This window comes from Phyllobacterium trifolii (assembly GCF_014192095.1).
Lineage (GTDB): Bacteria > Pseudomonadota > Alphaproteobacteria > Rhizobiales > Rhizobiaceae > Phyllobacterium > Phyllobacterium trifolii.
Genome location: NZ_JACHXN010000005.1, coordinates 255,407 through 271,561 on the forward strand (window position 1 = coordinate 255,407; position 16,155 = coordinate 271,561).

Below are 16,155 nucleotides of genomic sequence, written 5' to 3' on the forward strand. Positions count from 1 at the left end.
ATTCACCCTTTCTTTTTCGGCAGCCCTGGAAGACCGCCACCAAGGCCGGGCAGACGCGGCATGCCGCCGCCCAGGCCACCTAAACCGCCCGGAAGACCACCAAGCCCACCAGGCAAGCCGCCACCCTTGCCGAAACCAGCGGCTTCCGCCTGCTTCTGCAAGGCTTCAAGTTGCTTCGGGTCCATTTTGGACAGGTCAGGCATGCCCCCCATGCCGCCTAGCCCACCGAGACCCATTTTCGCGCCAAGGCCGCCCATCATCTGTTTCATCATGCCGCCTTTACCCTTGCCGCCCATCGCCTTCATCATGTCCGCCATCTGGCGGTGCATCTTGAGAAGCTTGTTGATGTCGGCGGCATTGGTGCCGGAACCCTTGGCGATACGCTGCTTGCGCGAATGCTTGAGCAAATCGGGATTGCCACGCTCGGCCTTGGTCATCGAAGAGATAATCGCGAGCTGGCGCTTGAAGATCGAATCGTCAAGACCGGCCGCAGCCATCTGATCCTTCATCTTGCCCATGCCGGGCATCATGCCCATGATGCCGCCCATGCCGCCCATCTTCTGCATCTGTCCGATCTGGTCAGCGAGATCGTTGAGATCGAACTTGCCGGACTGCATCTTCTTGGCCATCGCCGCGGCTTTTTCCGCGTCGATGTTTTCAGCGGCCTTTTCGACCAGCGAAACGATGTCGCCCATGCCGAGAATGCGATCGGCGATACGGCGGGGGTAGAACTCCTCCAGCGCATCCATCTTTTCGCCGGTGGCGATCAACTTGATCGGCTTGCCGGTGACAGCGCGCATGGAAAGGGCGGCGCCGCCGCGGCCGTCGCCATCCATCCGGGTAAGAACGAGACCGGTGATGCCAACGCGCTCATCGAAGGACCGCGCAAGATTGACGGCGTCCTGGCCGGTCAGCGCATCGGCAACCAGCAGGATTTCATGCGGATTGGCCTTTTTCTTGATGTCGGCCATTTCGATCATCAATGGCTCGTCGATATGGGTACGGCCCGCTGTGTCGAGAATGACAACATCATGGCCACCGAGCTTGGCCGCCTGAACGGCGCGTGCGGCGATCTCGACGGGTGTCTGGCCAGCAATGATTGGCAGCGTGTCGACGCCGGTCTGAACGCCGAGCTGGCGCAACTGTTCCTGCGCGGCCGGACGGCGTGTATCGAGAGAGGCGAGAAGCACCTTCTTCCTCGACCGCTCGGTGAGGCGCTTGCCAATCTTGCCGGTGGTGGTCGTTTTGCCGGAACCCTGCAGGCCGACCATCATGATGACGACCGGCGCCGGCGCGTTCAGATCTATCGTGACACCCTCGGCGCCGAGCATGTCGATCAGCTCGTCATGGACGATCTTGACGACCATCTGGCCGGGCTTGATGCTCTTGACGATATCAGCGCCAACTGCCTTGGCACGAACCTTGTCGGTAAACGAACGGACGACATCGAGCGCGACGTCAGCTTCAATCAGGGCGCGGCGCACTTCGCGCAAGGCCGCCGCGACATCGGCATCCGACAGCGCGCCACGGCCTGTGAGGCCGTTCAAAATCGCACCAAGTCGTTCCTGTAAGCTCTCGAACATCCAGTTTTCCTTTATTCCTTCAGAGACCCGCTCCCCAAAAGATAAGTACCAACCGCGCCAGGGCAAAGAGCTCAAAGCAAAATGACACCCGAGGGCGCATCGCGCTGTCGGGTGTTGACCTCCGGGATCGTCTAGACCCTTGCGGGGCCCCGGTTGGCTGCTCGGAGTTTCAAAGCTCGTCGCGGATTGATGGGCGGCTTAAACAGGAAATGCCGCGCGGAGTCAAGACGTGCGGGGTCAGGCGCGCTTTTTCCGGCTTGTCGCCGCGGCAGGCCGTTCATCCTGGGTTTCAAGTAGCATGAGCTTGCGCAATGCCTCGTCGATGCGACCCTGCCAGCCACGCCCGCTTGAGCGATAATGATCGAGGACATCCGGGCTAAGGCGGATGGAGACCGGGATTTTTGGCGTATCGGCAACCGGACGACCGGGGCGGCGCTTTGTCAATTCGGTAACGAGGACGGTGTCCGGGTCGTCTAATACTGCTTTTGAAATTGCGGCATCTTCCGCGGGGGTGATGCTGTCGAGCGCCGCCCTGATCCGTGCCCGATGAGCCAAGAGCTGCTGATCATTCATAGTATTTCGCATATTTTCTGATCTCAATCGTTTTTGATTTTCGCAAAGAGATGACCCTGATTTTATCGCGCCGTTCCGTGTAAACAAGAGTGAAGAGTGAAGGCCCGATAAACCCTATAGCCACAATCCTTTCCTCTTCATAATTATGCCTGTCGTCCAGTTGCTCTAGAGCAGTGTTGAATTCAAACTTCTCAGCCGCGCCAAAATCGACGCCATGCTTGCGCAAATTCGCTTTTGCGCTTTCCAGGTCCCACTCAAATCTACTCATGAAAACTGCTTTGGTCAATAATTATTGTATATACAAAAAATATATGCGAGCGTAGCTGAAACTGTGAAAGGCCTCCAGCGGAATCCTATCAAAACGTCTCATCAATTAGTTCAAGGGCAAGTGTGGTGGCGCAATTGGTGAGTAACAACCCTAGATTGTATTGGTGCCGGTCGTGAAATTGGCTGGTCACACATACGATTTGCCGCCTGGTCAGGCTCGTAGCAAGCGTGAAAGGCCGAGAATGGGTGCTGTTTCACCCCATATAGCCCGATTCTTGCAGATGACAGCACGACAGAAAAATGGCAGATAGGAGCACGACGATTCAACCTTTGAGGAGATTTTCATGGCATTCGTTGCCAAAGGCAGATTTTTTGCGGCTGTAGCGACAGCGCTTCTTATGACAGCAGGCATGGCGCAGGCTGCCACTCAATGCGGCAATAATTCCGCCGGATTCGAGTCATGGGTTCAGGCCTACCAGCAGCAAGCCGGCGCGCAAGGTATTGGCAGCAGAGGCATCAACGCACTGGGCAACGTCAAATATGCTACCAAGACGATCAATGCCGACCGCAACCAGAAGAGTTTCAAATATTCACTCGACAAGTTCATGCAGGTTCGCGGCGCCCAGACGATCATTGCGCGGGGACGCGCGCAAAAAGCGCAGAATGCAGCACTCTTTAACCGGATCGAGCAGCGTTACGGCGTTCCCGCTGGGCCATTGATCGCCATCTGGGGCATGGAGACCGGTTTCGGCAGTTATATGGGCAATCAGCATACGCTTTCGGCGGTCGCGACCCTTGCCTATGACTGCCGTCGTACGGAGTATTTCCGCGAACAACTCAATGCTGCATTGAAGCTTGTCGACAACGGCACGCTTGCTCCCAATGCTGTGGGCGCCATGCACGGTGAGATCGGTCAGACGCAGTTCCTTCCGCTCAATGTCCTTCGCTATGGCGCGGACGGCGATGGCAATGGCCGCATCGACATGGTCCGCTCCAAGGCCGACGCGCTGGCATCGACAGCGAATTTTCTGGTCGGACATGGCTGGCGCGCAGGTGGAGGCTATCAACCGGGACAAGCCAACTACGGCGCCATTGCCGGCTGGAACGCTGCCACCGTCTATCAGCAGGCGATTGCCATTATCGGCGCGAAGATTGACGGCGAATAATCGGTTCGTCGATGACGATGTTTCCTGGCCGGCGCTCGCGCCGGCCTTTCCATTTCAAAAACCCTCGCAGGCCTCACCCAGTGAACTCTGGGCGCTCTCTATGATCCTGCCGCTGCGAAAATTGAAGATTTCGCGCGTATAGGTAGTGTTCGCCGGGAATTGATAGCAGACGAAAACGGTCGTTGTATCGCCTTCGACGCCACCGATACGATGGCGCACTTTGGCGCCACGCACAGCGCTCTTCCATTCATCGAGGCTGGCCAGAAATTCATCCTTGGTCTGGATCGTATCGATGTCTTCGAGAATGACCGTTGCGTCGTCGGCGAGGATTTTGTCGAAAACCGCGCGGTCGGCGGTACCGAGCGCGGAATACCAGCTTTCGATGGTGGCGTTGTGCGCATCGTCCGCCGTGGCAGGACACATCGCTAGGAGAATGACGGCGATCATGGATATCAATCGCGCCATTCTCTTGTATCCCTCTATTCCAGCGCGGTGGCTTCGCCGACCTCTTCGGGGTCGGGGCGAAGGAAGTCACCAGTTTCCGGATTCATGATCCATAGTTCACCGGTCGAAATGTCGAACCAGGCGCCATGCAGGGTGAGGCGGCCTTTCTTTTCAAGGATATCGACACAGGGAAAGCTGCGCAGGTTTTTCAGCGAATAGCGAATGGATATGCGCTCCAGCGCAGTCTGGCGCTCAAATGGGGTCATCAGTTCGTTGGCGGAAACCGCTTCCGCTGCGGGGCCGACGAGGCTCATCCACTTGCCGATGAAGTCGCCAGGGGACAACGGCTCACTCGTAGTGTCGAGCGCCGCCTTTATGCCGCCGCAGCGGCCGTGACCGAGGACGACGATATTCTTGACTTTCAGGCTCTGCACCGCAAATTCGAGGGCTGCGGAGGTGGAATGATATTCGCCGTCCGGCGCGTAGGGCGGTACGAGGTTGGCGACGTTGCGCAGAACAAAGATCTCGCCGGGTGCCGTATCGAAGATGATCTCGGGCGCGGAACGGGAGTCGCAGCAGGCGATGACCAGTGTTTCGGGCGTCTGCCCCTGGTCCGCAAGCTGCTTGTAGCGCATCGTTTCGTTGGCATAACGATGCGCCATGAAGTTGCGATAGCCGGTGAGAAGTTTCTCGGGAAGCAAGGTCATTCTTTTCCTCTAATCCTGAACCGGGACAAGATCAATTGGTCTAATGTGCTATGCTCTGATGCCCTTGCTTGGATGAACCAGCCGCCGCATCTGAGTCATCGCCATAGGGGTGGAAAGGCTGGATGCGTCGGCTTCGAGCATCAGTTCATCGGCGCCGCGCTTGGCAGAGCGGGCCATGATCTCGAAAACCGAGGCTGTGGTGCGTTGCAGCGCCTGTTCGAGATCAAGACCGGCAAGCATGCGTGCAAGGAACAATGCGGACGTAAGGTCACCAAGGCCATTGGTCGGGCCGACGACGAGCCGGTGTTCGGCGAGCAGCGCCAGAGAGTGCGTCACCAGCAGATTGCCGGTGCCGCCAGCAATCATCGGGTGCGCGGAGGTCACAAGCATCGTACCCGGCCCTGCGTGCAACGCGGCCTGCATGACCGCCTTGTTGTCCGGCAATTCTGCGCCGGTCAGCCATGCAAGCTCGAAGCGATTGGGCGTTGAAACGTCGGCGAGCGGCATCAATTCGTCGCGTATGGCATTTGCAGTCGCCTCCGGAACGTAAAGCCCTTTTTCATCGCCGATGACAGGATCGCAGAGATAAAGCACGCCCTTGTTGCGGGTTTTTGCGGTTTCTACCAGACGGGCGACGCTGGCGGCCTGCGCAGCATTGCCGAGGTAACCACTCATAATGCCGCGGACCTCGCCAAGCCAGGGAGCGCGCTCCAGATCGGCGATCAGGTCGTCGAATTGCTGCGGTTCCGGCACGATGCGCTTGGCCGGTCCATGACCGGGATGCCAGGGCAAGATGACGGTTGGCACGGCCCAGACCGGATGGCCGAGCGTTTCAAGCGCGAATACGGCGGCACGATTGCCGACCGAACCACGCACGACATGGCTGGAAATGACGATGACAGCATTGGATGAAGGAGCAACGGAACTGGTCATTGGAAATACTCATGCGAGAGTTCGGGCGAGCGAGCGCGACTCAACCCTTGCCGACTATAGAACTGATCACCCAGATAATCATGGCGATCAAGACAAGCAATCCCAGAAACCTGCCGATGCGTGTGCCCCAGACTTCTATGGGGTCGGTGGGATCCGTATCGCCGGCCGAAAAGTGGCCCTTGGTCCGTTCGACGATAGATATGCCTCCCGAAGCGGATTCGCGATCGATCCGTTCGATTATCCGCCTAGATTCCGCATCGGGCTGATGCTTTCCATCGTGTTCAGGCATGAAGACACCTTGTTTGGGTTCAATGGTTTAGCATAGCGCTTTGGCTGTTCCTTTTGCAGAAAAAAATGGCTAGGTTTGTGCTGCTTCGGTCTGGAGCGGTGAATCTGTACCCGGGGAGAGGATTCCAATGCAACATGCGACTTGCTTGCCGGCGCCGCGCCGCGCCCTTTCTATCATTGCCCTGTTTCTTCTCGTACCGCTGCTTTCAGCCTGCGGCTTCAACACGATTCCGACCAATGAGGAAAAGGCCAAGGCCGCATGGAGCGAGGTGTTGAACCAGTATCAGCGACGGGCGGATCTCATTCCCAACCTCGTCGAGACCGTCAAAGGTTATGCCGCACAGGAAAAGGATGTGCTGACATCGGTGGTTGAGGCGCGGGCCAAGGCGACCTCCATTCAGGTGACGCCGGAAACCCTTACCGATCCCAATGCAATGAAGGTGTTCCAGGAGAACCAGGCACAGTTGACCGGGGCACTGTCGCGGCTGATGGCTGTCGTCGAAAACTACCCTGACCTGAAATCCAACCAGAACTTCCTCGCACTGCAATCGCAGCTCGAAGGCACGGAAAACCGTATCGCCGTGTCACGCCGGGATTATATCGAGTCGGTGCGGGTCTATAACACCTCGCTGAGAACGATGCCGACCATGATCTGGAAGTGGATCTGGTACACGGGAAATGAACCCTACCAAACCTTCAACATTGAAGACTCAGCCAAGCAAACGCCTCAGGTCAAGTTCTAGGCTCCAGACATGAGCGCATTGCGCCAGAATGCGGTTGGGTTGAATCGCCTACTATTGGCTATTGCGCTGCTGGCATTGCTGTCAGTCAGCGCATTTGCCGCAGAACTCCCTGCTCTGACAGGTCGTGTGGTCGATGACGCAAACGTCATCGATGCGGCAACGCGCGAGCAGATAACCCAGAAATTGGCGGCGTTCGAAGCAAAATCCTCCGATCAGGTGGTTGTGGTGACGGTGCCGAGCCTCGATGGCGAGGAGATCGAGCCCTATTCCAACCGGCTCTACCGCTCCTGGGCGCTCGGACAAAAACAGGAAAATAATGGCGTTCTTCTCGTCGTCGCACCAAACGACCGCAAGGTGCGCATCGAGGTCGGCTATGGCCTCGAAGGCACGCTGACCGACCTTCTGTCCAAGCTCATAATCGAAAATGCCGTCATACCAGGGTTTCGCTCGGGGGATTATTCGGGTGGAATCTCGAAAGGTGTCGATGGCATTCTTGCTGTCCTTTCCGGTGATGCCGCCGAACTCGAGGCGCGCGCCAAACGCAATGTTCAGGAGCCGACCTCCGACGTCGATTGGGTAATGCTCATCTTCGTCATGATCTTTCTGTTCATGTTCTTCAGCGGGATCATACTTCCAGCCGTCGTTACCTCCTTCGGGCGCAAGATCGCTCCTGGCCGCTATGAGTGGCTGGGCATGATCTTTGACATTGGCTCGAGAGGCGGTGGCGGCGGTGGCGGATGGTCCTCGGGCGGTGGCGGTTGGTCCTCCGGTGGGGGTGGCTGGTCTTCGGGTGGCGGGGGCGGGGGCTTTTCCGGCGGTGGTGGTTCGTCTGGCGGCGGCGGCGCATCGGGGAGTTGGTAGGCCATGAGTTCAGGGTCCATGAATGAAACCGATCACGCACGCATTGCCGAGGCGATACGTGCAGCCGAAAGCCGCACAAGCGGCGAAATCTATGCGGTGCTCGCGCGGCGCAGCGACAGCTATTTCTCCGTGGCAGGATTTACCGCGGCTTGCGGCATACTTTTCGCTGCCGTCGTGGTTGCGGTGGCGGCGCACTGGTACTGGTTCACCTTGCCCCTGCCGGTCTTCGGTCTCGCTATCCTTGCCGCTTTTCTTGCCGCAGTGCTAGTCCTGTGGCTCTTGCCCGGCATGACCATGTGGCTTGTGCCACGACGCATCCGCTACAAGCGTGCGCATCTCAATGCGATCCAGCAGTTTCTGGCACGAAATGTCCATCTCACGACGCAACGTACCGGTGTCCTCCTTTTCGTATCGCTAGCGGAGCGATACGCAGAGGTGGTTGCGGATGCGGGCATCAATGCAAAGGTCCATCAGGACGAGTGGAACGGAATCGTCGCGATTCTGACCGAACATGCGGACAGAGATGAATTGGCCGACGGTTTTCTAAAAGCCATTGGAAAAGCGGGCCAATTGCTGGAAGAACATTTCCCCAGAGGGGTCGATGACGTCAATGAGCTCGACGATCATTTGGTCGAATTGTAACATTCTTGCGTGTCACACGATTTTCACCGCGACCGTGCAGTTTAGGCTCGAAAAAGCCTTTTGAAAGGCTATGATCGCGCCAAATACATAATCCAGGGGGAAATATTTGATGGCTTCCAAAAATAAAGCGGACGTAAAAGTCGCCACGAAGTCAAAACCACCGAAAGCCCCGAAAGAGAAGCCACAAGCAGGGCTGTTTGAAGATCTTTTGTTTGCGCGGGCACCGGAAGAAGACCTTGCCGACTACGATGCGGGTGCGCTGACCGCCTCGGCGAAGCTTGCGGAAAATGCGCTGGCGCAATTCAAGTCGGGACGGCCCGTCATCGATGTCAGCGAAGGCCACATCGTCTCCCGCGATGGCCGTCCGGTGACGGTGATTACACTGATCAACGACAACATGCCCTTCCTGCTCGACTCGGTGCTTGGCGAAATCAGTGAGCGCGTTACGTCGGTTTATCTCGTGTTGCATCCGGTCATGGATATCGACAGAAACACGAACAGCGTTCTCGGTACAGCGGGTCCGGACAAGCCGGGCAAAGACGTGGCGCGGGTCAGTGTTATGCAAATTCATGTACCCGCACTCGATGAGCCATCGCGTGAGATCATGACCGCGGCACTAGAGCTTGTGCTGAAGCAGGTACGCGAAGCCGTTAGTGATCGCGGAGCCATGGTCGCACGTCTGGGCGAGGCGATCGAAGCCTACAAGACCGGCAAAACGCCGATGAAAAAAGCTGCGGCAGAAGAAGCTGCAGAGTTTCTCGAATGGTTGCGCGACAATAATTTCACCTTTCTCGGCGTTCGTGAGTACGACTATCAGGGCGACAACAGTCAAGGTGAGCTGGAGCGCTCCGGCAAGCGCGGTCTTGGCATATTGAGCGATCCCGATGTGCGCGTGTTGAAACGCGGCAACCAGGGTGTGACGACAACCCCCCAGATCATCGCCTTTCTCACTGGTCCCGAGCCTCTGATCGTCACCAAGGCCAATACAAAATCGCTGGTGCACCGTCGCGGCTATATGGATTACATCGGTGTGAAGACGTTCGATCCAGAGGGCAGGGTTACGGGCGAGTTGCGTTTCGTCGGGTTGTTCACGTCCGGTGCCTATACGCGTTCTGTGCTTAAAATCCCCTATCTGCGCTCGAAAACCGAGGCTGTGATCCACCGGCTTGGATTCAATCTCGAAGATCATTCCGGAAAGCAACTCATCAAGGTACTCGAGGGTTACCCGCGCGATGATCTTTTCCAGATCGACGTCAAGACGCTGACCCGGTATGCCGAGATCATATTGGCGCTCGGCGAGCGGCCGCGTGTGCGTGTCCTGCCGCGGATCGATCCCTTCGGCCGTTTCGCTTCGATTATCGTCTTCGTGCCGCGCGAGCGCTATGACTCAATCGTGCGCGAGAAAATCGGCTCGCACCTTGCCAAAGTGTATGAGGGGCATGTGTCGGCTTACTATCCGGCATTTCCCGAGGGCGGGCTTGCCCGCGTGCATTTTATCATCGGCCATGCCGAGGACCAATTTCCCAAGGTCAAACGTGAGGCGCTGGAAGAAACCGTCCGTTCCATCGTCCGGACCTGGGAAGATGCTGTTGCCGAGGTCGGAGATCGTCGTGGAACCGCCGAATTCACTGCTCTTGCTGCTGTCTTTCCGGATTCCTATCGCGAAAACTTTTCTCCCGACGAGGCGCTGGTCGATGCCAGTCGCATTGCCGGTCTTTCACGCAACAATCCGCTCTATGTCGATTTCTATCGGCATCGCACCGACGGTCCCAATGCCGCTTCGTTGAAGATCTATCACTACGGCTCGGCGGTGGCCCTTTCACAGCGTGTTCCCTTGCTGGAGAACATGGGCTTTCGTGTCATAAGCGAACAGACATTCCAGCTGCCTGCCGCCGACGGCAGCCCGCTTTTTGTGCATGACATGGAGCTTACAAGCGCCTCGGATTCGGGGATCGACCTCGCCGATGATGGCGCTCTTTTCGAACACGTCTTCCGCTCCATCTGGAATGGTGCGTCGGACAATGATGGCTACAATGCGCTTGCCCTTACCGGGCAGCTGACCGCACGGCAAATCATTATCCTGCGCGCTTACGGCCGTTATCTTCAGCAGGCAGGCATTCCCTATTCGCAGGATTTCATCGCGGCGACGCTGAATCGTTATCCGGCGATCGCCAGACAGATATTCGATCTGTTCGATCAGCGGCTCAATCCTGCGAAAACCGGTGCGCAATCGGAACGCAAGCAGTCGACGCTGCGCTCCCAAATCGAGGAAGCGCTGCAGGACGTTCCGAGCCTCGACGATGACCGCATCCTGCGCCGTTTTCTCAATCTCATCGAGTCGACCCTGCGCACCAACGCCTTTGCGCCGGAAGAAGGCGTCGGCGAACGCGTGACGCTGGCCTTCAAGCTCGATCCACGATCGCTGGATGAGCTGCCGGAGCCACGGCCTTACCGCGAAATTTTCGTCTATGGGCCGGAGGTCGAGGGTGTGCATCTGCGCTTTGGTCCAGTCGCCCGTGGCGGCTTGCGCTGGTCGGACCGTGCGCAGGACTACCGTACGGAAGTGCTGGGTCTGGTGAAAGCGCAGCAGGTGAAGAACGCGGTCATCGTTCCCGTTGGCGCCAAGGGCGGTTTCTTCCCGAAACACCTTCCGACCGGCACGGATCGCAACGCCATCTTCGAGGCGGGCCGCGCAGCCTATATCACCTTCATCGCGACGCTGCTTTCGGTGACCGACAATCTGGAAGGCGAGACGGTTGTTCCACCTCAAAATGTGATCCGCCTCGATGGCGACGATCCTTATTTCGTTGTCGCCGCGGACAAGGGCACGGCGACGTTTTCCGACACAGCCAATGCGATCAGCCAGGCACATGATTTCTGGCTGGACGATGCCTTCGCTTCGGGCGGTTCGGCGGGCTACGATCACAAGAAAATGGGTATTACCGCGCGCGGCGCATGGGAAGCGGTGAAGCGCCATTTCCGCGAAATCGGCACAGATATCCAGAAAATGCCATTCACCGTCGTCGGCGTCGGCGATATGTCGGGCGACGTCTTCGGTAATGGCATGTTGCTGTCGCCGCAAACGAAGCTGATCGCAGCCTTCGACCACCGCGATATTTTCATCGATCCTGAACCGGATGTGAAAGCGACGTTGAAGGAACGCCAGCGGCTGTTCAACCTGCCGCGCTCCAGCTGGCAGGATTTCGACAAGAGCAAGATTTCGGCAGGTGGCGGCGTGTTCTCGCGCTCGCAGAAGTCGATCACCCTGTCGAAGGAAGCTGCAAGAGCTATCGGCCTCGCCAAGACTACGGCAACACCGTACGAGATCATGACAGCGATCCTGAAAGCGCCGGTCGACCTCCTGTGGTTCGGCGGCATCGGCACCTACGTCCGTTCGTCGCTGGAGAGCGACGCGGAGGCGGGTGACCGCGCCAATGATGCCATCCGCATCACCGGCAGCGATGTGCGGGCGAAAGTCATCGGCGAAGGCGCCAATCTTGGCGTCACACAGAAGGCGCGCATAGAGTTCGGCCTGCTCGGCGGACGCTGCAATTCCGATGCGATCGACAATTCGGCCGGCGTCAACACGTCCGACGTCGAGGTCAATATCAAGATCGCCCTGGCACAGGCCATGCGCGCTGGCAAATTGCAGCGTGACAAGCGCAACACGCTGCTTGAATCGATGACCGAGGAAGTCGGTGATCTGGTGCTGCGCAACAATTATCTGCAGACACTGGCGTTATCGCTGGCACAGCGGCGCGGCCTTGCCGACCTCGCCTATCAGGCACGCTTCATCAATGATCTCGAGACAAGGAAACTCCTTAACCGCAAGGTGGAGACGCTGCCTGATGACAAGGCGATGGCAGAGCGGCAAGTCGAAGGCATTCCATTGACGCGGGCCGAGCTCGGCGTGCTCCTTGCCTATTCCAAGATTGTCCTTTTGGACCAGCTTCTGGCCAGCGATTTGCCTGACGATCCCTATCTTGAACGCGAATTGATGGACTATTTCCCGAGTCAGATGAAGGAGGGCTTCGGCGACGAGATCCGCACGCATCGCCTGCGCCGGGAAATCATCGCGACGCAGCTTGCCAACGATGTCATCAATCGTGGCGGGCCGACTTTCGTGAGCCGGCTGGCGGACCTTACCGGCCAATCCGGCCCGGAGATCGTTCGCGCCTATGTGATCGTGCGAGACGGCTTTGAACTGGACGAGGTGTTCGCGGGGATCGACGCGCTGGACAATGCAGTACCAGGTGGAACCCAAAACGGTTTCTATGCCAACGTCGCCCAGATGCTGAACTGGACGACAGCCTGGGTGCTGCGTAACCACACCGGCGCCGTTGGCCTCGGCGCTGCAATCGCGGAGATCAAAACGGCGCGCGATGCGCTGCAGCCACGCCTCGACAAGCTGCTGCCTGCATCGATGATCGGGCTGATCCGCGAAGATACCGCCAGCAATGCTGCTCTCGGTGCGCCTCCGGCACTTGCCGCGCAGTTGGCGCGGCTGGAGATAGCGCCGATCATTCCGGATATCGCCGCCGTGGCCCAGCAGGCCAATATCGACATTGCCAGCGCAGCACGAGCCTATTTCGACATATCCGAAGCCTTCCGCATCGGGCGTATCGAGGATGCGGCGCGCGGTGTTTCCATCGCCGATTATTATGACGGACTGGCGCTTGCCCGTGCTACCGACCTGATCAGTCAGGCGCGGCGCGGTATCGCCGTGGCGGCACTGAGCAAATATGGCAAGCAGGCCGATCCGGCAAAGGACTGGCTGGTAAGCCGGGGTGCACGCGTCGACGAGGTGCGCCAGCGCATGGCGAATATTGTGGAAACGGGCGATTTGACCGTCTCCCGGCTTGCGGTGGCCGCCGGATTGCTTTCCGATCTGTCATAGACAGTTGGGCTTGATGGGCAAGGGATAGCGTAATGGCTGCATCGAGAAGGGGCATCTGGGGGTGGATGCTCTTCGACTGGGCGGCGCAGCCATTCTTCACGGTTGTCACGACGTTTATCTTCGGACCGTATTTCGTTTCGCGCATGGCGAGCGATCCGGCCATCGGCCAGGCGGCGTGGGGTTATGGCATTGCCGTTTCGGGGCTCTTCATCGCCGTGCTTTCACCGGTGCTCGGATCGATCGCCGACCAGACGGGACGGCGCAAACCGTGGATCGGTTTCTTTGCCATCATCAAGATATTCTCGCTGATCATGCTGTGGTTTGCGGCGCCTGGCTCAGGCCTGATTGTCCCGTTGATGTTCTTTTCGCTGGCGTCGATAGCGGCGGAGTTTTCCATCGTCTTCAACGATTCGATGATGCCGCGGCTGGTGGCACCAAAGGATATCGGCCGCATATCCAACATGGCCTGGGGCCTCGGTTACCTTGGCGGCATGATCGTGTTGATCTTCGTCGTGGCATTTATGGCCGCGTCGCCGCAGACCGGCAAGACCATGCTCGGCCTTGCGCCGATCTTCGGGCTCGATCCGGCGACGGGCGAGGGTGATCGCGCAACGGCGCCATTGTCGGCGCTGTGGTATCTCGTCTTCATCCTGCCGATGTTCTTTTTCACGCCGGATGGCGCGAGGGGCCTCGCCGCCGGCAAGGCAGTGCGGGTCGGGCTTGCGGAACTCAAGTCTACCTTGAGCGAGGTGCGGCAGCGGCCGGGGCTTTTCCGCTTTCTCGTCGGCCGTATGATTTATCAGGACGGCGTGAATGCGTTGATTGCGCTGGGTGGAGCCTTCGCGGCAACGATGTTCGGCTGGGCCACGGCGGAGATCGGGATTTTCGGCATCATACTGAACGTGGTCGCCATCTTTGGCTGTCTTGCTGCCAGCAAGCTCGACACGATGCTCGGGTCAAAGGTCGTGGTGGTGATCTCGCTGGTCTTGCTGACCATCGCGACGATTGGCATCGTCTCGACCGGTCCAGGTTTCACCTTGTTCGGTGTCGTGCAATTGCCGGGTGCCGACAGCGGCGGCCTGTTCGGAACGCCCGCGGAAAAAGCCTACATCGGCTTCGGACTGCTCATCGGCATTGCGTTTGGACCGGTGCAGGCTTCGTCGCGTTCCTACATGGCGCGTAGCATTTCGGCCGATGAGGCCGGGCGCTATTTCGGCATCTATGCGCTGTCCGGACGCGCGACGAGCTTCCTTGCGCCTTTCCTGGTGGCAACGGTGACAGCGTTGAGCGGATCGCCGCGCCTCGGCATGGCGATGATCATATTCTTCTTGCTGGCCGGACTGGCTATCCTCATGAGGACGCCCTATCCGGCTGCAAAAATCAGTGCCTGAAATGGCGCATGCCGGTAAAGACCATGGCGATGCCATGCTCGTCGGCGGCGGCAATCACTTCGTCATCGCGCATCGACCCGCCCGGCTGGATCACGGCGGTGGCGCCAGCGGCGACAGCTGACAGCAGGCCATCGGCGAAGGGGAAGAATGCGTCGGAGGCGACGACGGAGCCCTTGGTCAACGGTGTCGCACTTCCTGCTGCTTCGGCGGCATCCTCGGCCTTGCGCGCCGCAATGCGAGCGCTGTCGACCCGGCTCATCTGCCCGGCACCGATGCCAACAGCTGCGCCGTCCTTGACGTAGACGATGGCATTGGACTTCACGTGCTTGGCGATGCGGAAAGCCAGCTTGAGATCGGACATTTCCGCTTCGGTTGGAGCGCGCTTTGTGACGACCTCCAATTCGAGATCGTCGACAACGCCGCTGTCGCGCGACTGGACGAGGATTCCCCCGGCAACGGTCTTGGCGCTGATGCCGCCGGCGCGCGGATCGGGTAGGCCGCCGGTGACCAGCAGCCGCAGGTTCTTCTTTGCGGCAACGATTGCCTGCGCTTCCGGTGTCGCGTCGGGCGCAATGATGACTTCTGTAAAGGTCTTGACGATTTCCGCCGCGGCTTCGGCGTCGAGCGTCTTGTTGAGTGCGACGATGCCGCCAAAAGCCGAAACCGGGTCGCAGGCGAGCGCCTTCAGATAGGCTTCCTTCAAGGTAGTGCCTTCGGCGACGCCGCAAGGATTGGCGTGCTTGATGATGGCGACAGCGGATGTACGCGCCGGGTCGAATTCGGCAACGAGCTCGAAGGCGGCGTCCGTGTCGTTGATGTTGTTGTAGGAGAGCTGCTTGCCCTGCAGCTGCGTAGCCGTGGCGACGCCTGGACGCTTCTCACCGGTAAGGTAGAACCCGGCCGACTGGTGCGGATTTTCCCCATAGCGCATGACCGAATGCAGATGACCGCCGATAGCGCGGCGCGATGGCGTCTCGGTCATCAAGGCTTCGGCGAACCAGCCGGAAATCGCCGCGTCATAGGTGGCCGTGCGGGCATAGGCCTTTGCGGCAAGGCTCTGGCGGAACGAATAGGGCAATGAGCCTTCATGTTTGTCGAGCATGGCAATGACCATGTCGTAGTCGCCCGTCTCGGTAACAACACCGACATATGCGTGGTTCTTGGCTGCTGCGCGGATCATGGCCGGACCGCCAATGTCGATATTCTCGACGATATTCGCGTAATCGGCGCCGGAATGACGGACCTCTTCAAATGGATAGAGGTTGATGACGACGAGATCGATGGCGCCAATATCATGCGCCTTCATCGCCGCTTCATGTTCCGGATCGTCTCGCACGGCCAACAGCCCGCCATGCACTTTCGGATGCAAGGTCTTGACGCGGCCGTCCATGATTTCCGGAAAGCCGGTGATGTCGGCGACGTCGCGGACTGGAATGCCCTCTGCGGCTATCGTCTTCGAGGTGCCACCGGTGGAGAGGATTTCGACGCCATGGCGGTGCAGCGCATGAGCCAGCGCGGTAAGGCCGGCCTTGTCCGAAACGGAAAGCAGGGCCCTCTTCACGGGAAAAAGGTTTGGAGCGGGAAAGGATTTGGCGGCGACGGCCATGGATGTACGTCCTCAAACTTTGACTGGAAGATTCACGCCATGGCGGCCTGCAAA

The 16,155-nt window shown here is 58.7% G+C and carries 14 protein-coding genes; 6 read left to right on the top strand and 8 right to left on the bottom strand.

The window, feature by feature from the left end; translation table 11 throughout:
* Window positions 1–2 precede the first annotated feature (2 nt).
* The 3 genes from ffh to FHS21_RS10155 all read right to left on the bottom strand — a co-directional run bounded on the left by ffh (window position 3) and on the right by FHS21_RS10155 (window position 2,424).
* Window positions 3–1,583, bottom strand: a complete 1,581-nt coding sequence (gene ffh, locus FHS21_RS10145) for a signal recognition particle protein (protein ID WP_183661822.1) — start codon at window positions 1,581–1,583, stop codon at window positions 3–5.
* 237 nt (window positions 1,584–1,820) lie between these two features.
* Complete coding sequence (locus tag FHS21_RS10150; protein WP_112525170.1) at window positions 1,821–2,156, bottom strand: BrnA antitoxin family protein; 336 nt, start codon at window positions 2,154–2,156, stop codon at window positions 1,821–1,823.
* Window positions 2,149–2,424 (bottom strand): BrnT family toxin, encoded by a 276-nt coding sequence (locus FHS21_RS10155; protein ID WP_112525172.1) that lies wholly within the window; start codon window positions 2,422–2,424, stop codon window positions 2,149–2,151. Before FHS21_RS10155 ends, FHS21_RS10150 begins: the two co-directional genes overlap by 8 nt.
* Before the next feature lie 343 nt (window positions 2,425–2,767).
* Between FHS21_RS10155 and FHS21_RS10160 the strand changes: the two genes are divergently transcribed.
* Window positions 2,768–3,589: a lytic murein transglycosylase gene (locus FHS21_RS10160; RefSeq protein WP_112525174.1), complete on the top strand. Its 822-nt coding sequence runs from the start codon at window positions 2,768–2,770 to the stop codon at window positions 3,587–3,589.
* Window positions 3,590–3,643: 54 nt separating this feature from the next.
* Here FHS21_RS10160 and FHS21_RS10165 read toward each other — a convergent pair whose 3' ends face one another.
* The 4 genes from FHS21_RS10165 to FHS21_RS10180 are packed head-to-tail and all read right to left on the bottom strand — an operon-like array spanning window position 3,644 to window position 5,962.
* On the bottom strand, window positions 3,644–4,054 hold the full coding sequence (locus tag FHS21_RS10165) for a DUF4440 domain-containing protein (protein WP_112525176.1): 411 nt from the start codon (window positions 4,052–4,054) through the stop codon (window positions 3,644–3,646).
* Between the two features lie 14 nt (window positions 4,055–4,068).
* Complete coding sequence (locus tag FHS21_RS10170) at window positions 4,069–4,740, bottom strand: carbonic anhydrase (protein WP_112525178.1); 672 nt, start codon at window positions 4,738–4,740, stop codon at window positions 4,069–4,071.
* Window positions 4,741–4,788: 48 nt separating this feature from the next.
* Window positions 4,789–5,673: a pyridoxal kinase PdxY gene (gene pdxY, locus FHS21_RS10175; RefSeq protein WP_183661824.1), complete on the bottom strand. Its 885-nt coding sequence runs from the start codon at window positions 5,671–5,673 to the stop codon at window positions 4,789–4,791.
* A gap of 40 nt (window positions 5,674–5,713) precedes the next feature.
* The gene (locus FHS21_RS10180) at window positions 5,714–5,962 is read right to left on the bottom strand and encodes a hypothetical protein (protein WP_183661826.1); all 249 of its coding nucleotides are present in this window, start codon (window positions 5,960–5,962) and stop codon (window positions 5,714–5,716) included.
* Window positions 5,963–6,089: 127 nt separating this feature from the next.
* On the opposite strand from FHS21_RS10180, the gene FHS21_RS10185 reads away from it, so the two are divergent.
* The 5 genes from FHS21_RS10185 to FHS21_RS10205 all read left to right on the top strand — a co-directional run bounded on the left by FHS21_RS10185 (window position 6,090) and on the right by FHS21_RS10205 (window position 14,495).
* Window positions 6,090–6,704 (top strand): LemA family protein, encoded by a 615-nt coding sequence (locus FHS21_RS10185; protein ID WP_183661828.1) that lies wholly within the window; start codon window positions 6,090–6,092, stop codon window positions 6,702–6,704.
* A gap of 9 nt (window positions 6,705–6,713) precedes the next feature.
* Complete coding sequence (locus tag FHS21_RS10190) at window positions 6,714–7,565, top strand: TPM domain-containing protein (RefSeq protein ID WP_183661830.1); 852 nt, start codon at window positions 6,714–6,716, stop codon at window positions 7,563–7,565.
* A 3-nt stretch (window positions 7,566–7,568) separates the two neighbouring features.
* The gene (locus FHS21_RS10195; RefSeq protein ID WP_183661832.1) at window positions 7,569–8,207 is read left to right on the top strand and encodes a TPM domain-containing protein; all 639 of its coding nucleotides are present in this window, start codon (window positions 7,569–7,571) and stop codon (window positions 8,205–8,207) included.
* A 109-nt stretch (window positions 8,208–8,316) separates the two neighbouring features.
* On the top strand, window positions 8,317–13,104 hold the full coding sequence (locus FHS21_RS10200; RefSeq protein WP_183661834.1) for an NAD-glutamate dehydrogenase: 4,788 nt from the start codon (window positions 8,317–8,319) through the stop codon (window positions 13,102–13,104).
* Window positions 13,105–13,136: 32 nt separating this feature from the next.
* Window positions 13,137–14,495, top strand: a complete 1,359-nt coding sequence (locus FHS21_RS10205; RefSeq protein WP_183661836.1) for an MFS transporter — start codon at window positions 13,137–13,139, stop codon at window positions 14,493–14,495.
* Here FHS21_RS10205 and purH read toward each other — a convergent pair.
* Window positions 14,485–16,101 (bottom strand): bifunctional phosphoribosylaminoimidazolecarboxamide formyltransferase/IMP cyclohydrolase, encoded by a 1,617-nt coding sequence (gene purH, locus FHS21_RS10210; protein ID WP_112532156.1) that lies wholly within the window; start codon window positions 16,099–16,101, stop codon window positions 14,485–14,487. The two genes, FHS21_RS10205 and purH, sit on opposite strands and share 11 nt — an antisense overlap.
* Between the last annotated feature and the right edge of the window lie 54 nt (window positions 16,102–16,155).

Excerpts from the sequence above, each read along its gene's own strand:
- ffh (WP_183661822.1), bottom strand. The coding sequence starts at position 1,583 with ATGTTCGAGAGCTTACAGGAACGACTTGGTGCGATTTTGAACGGCCTC.
- FHS21_RS10150 (WP_112525170.1), bottom strand. The coding sequence starts at position 2,156 with ATGAATGATCAGCAGCTCTTGGCTCATCGGGCACGGATCAGGGCGGCG.
- FHS21_RS10155 (WP_112525172.1), bottom strand. The coding sequence starts at position 2,424 with ATGAGTAGATTTGAGTGGGACCTGGAAAGCGCAAAAGCGAATTTGCGC.
- FHS21_RS10160 (WP_112525174.1), top strand. The coding sequence starts at position 2,768 with ATGGCATTCGTTGCCAAAGGCAGATTTTTTGCGGCTGTAGCGACAGCG.
- FHS21_RS10165 (WP_112525176.1), bottom strand. The coding sequence starts at position 4,054 with ATGGCGCGATTGATATCCATGATCGCCGTCATTCTCCTAGCGATGTGT.
- FHS21_RS10170 (WP_112525178.1), bottom strand. The coding sequence starts at position 4,740 with ATGACCTTGCTTCCCGAGAAACTTCTCACCGGCTATCGCAACTTCATG.
- pdxY (WP_183661824.1), bottom strand. The coding sequence starts at position 5,673 with ATGACCAGTTCCGTTGCTCCTTCATCCAATGCTGTCATCGTCATTTCC.
- FHS21_RS10180 (WP_183661826.1), bottom strand. The coding sequence starts at position 5,962 with ATGCCTGAACACGATGGAAAGCATCAGCCCGATGCGGAATCTAGGCGG.
- FHS21_RS10185 (WP_183661828.1), top strand. The coding sequence starts at position 6,090 with ATGCAACATGCGACTTGCTTGCCGGCGCCGCGCCGCGCCCTTTCTATC.
- FHS21_RS10190 (WP_183661830.1), top strand. The coding sequence starts at position 6,714 with ATGAGCGCATTGCGCCAGAATGCGGTTGGGTTGAATCGCCTACTATTG.
- FHS21_RS10195 (WP_183661832.1), top strand. The coding sequence starts at position 7,569 with ATGAGTTCAGGGTCCATGAATGAAACCGATCACGCACGCATTGCCGAG.
- FHS21_RS10200 (WP_183661834.1), top strand. The coding sequence starts at position 8,317 with ATGGCTTCCAAAAATAAAGCGGACGTAAAAGTCGCCACGAAGTCAAAA.
- FHS21_RS10205 (WP_183661836.1), top strand. The coding sequence starts at position 13,137 with ATGGCTGCATCGAGAAGGGGCATCTGGGGGTGGATGCTCTTCGACTGG.
- purH (WP_112532156.1), bottom strand. The coding sequence starts at position 16,101 with ATGGCCGTCGCCGCCAAATCCTTTCCCGCTCCAAACCTTTTTCCCGTG.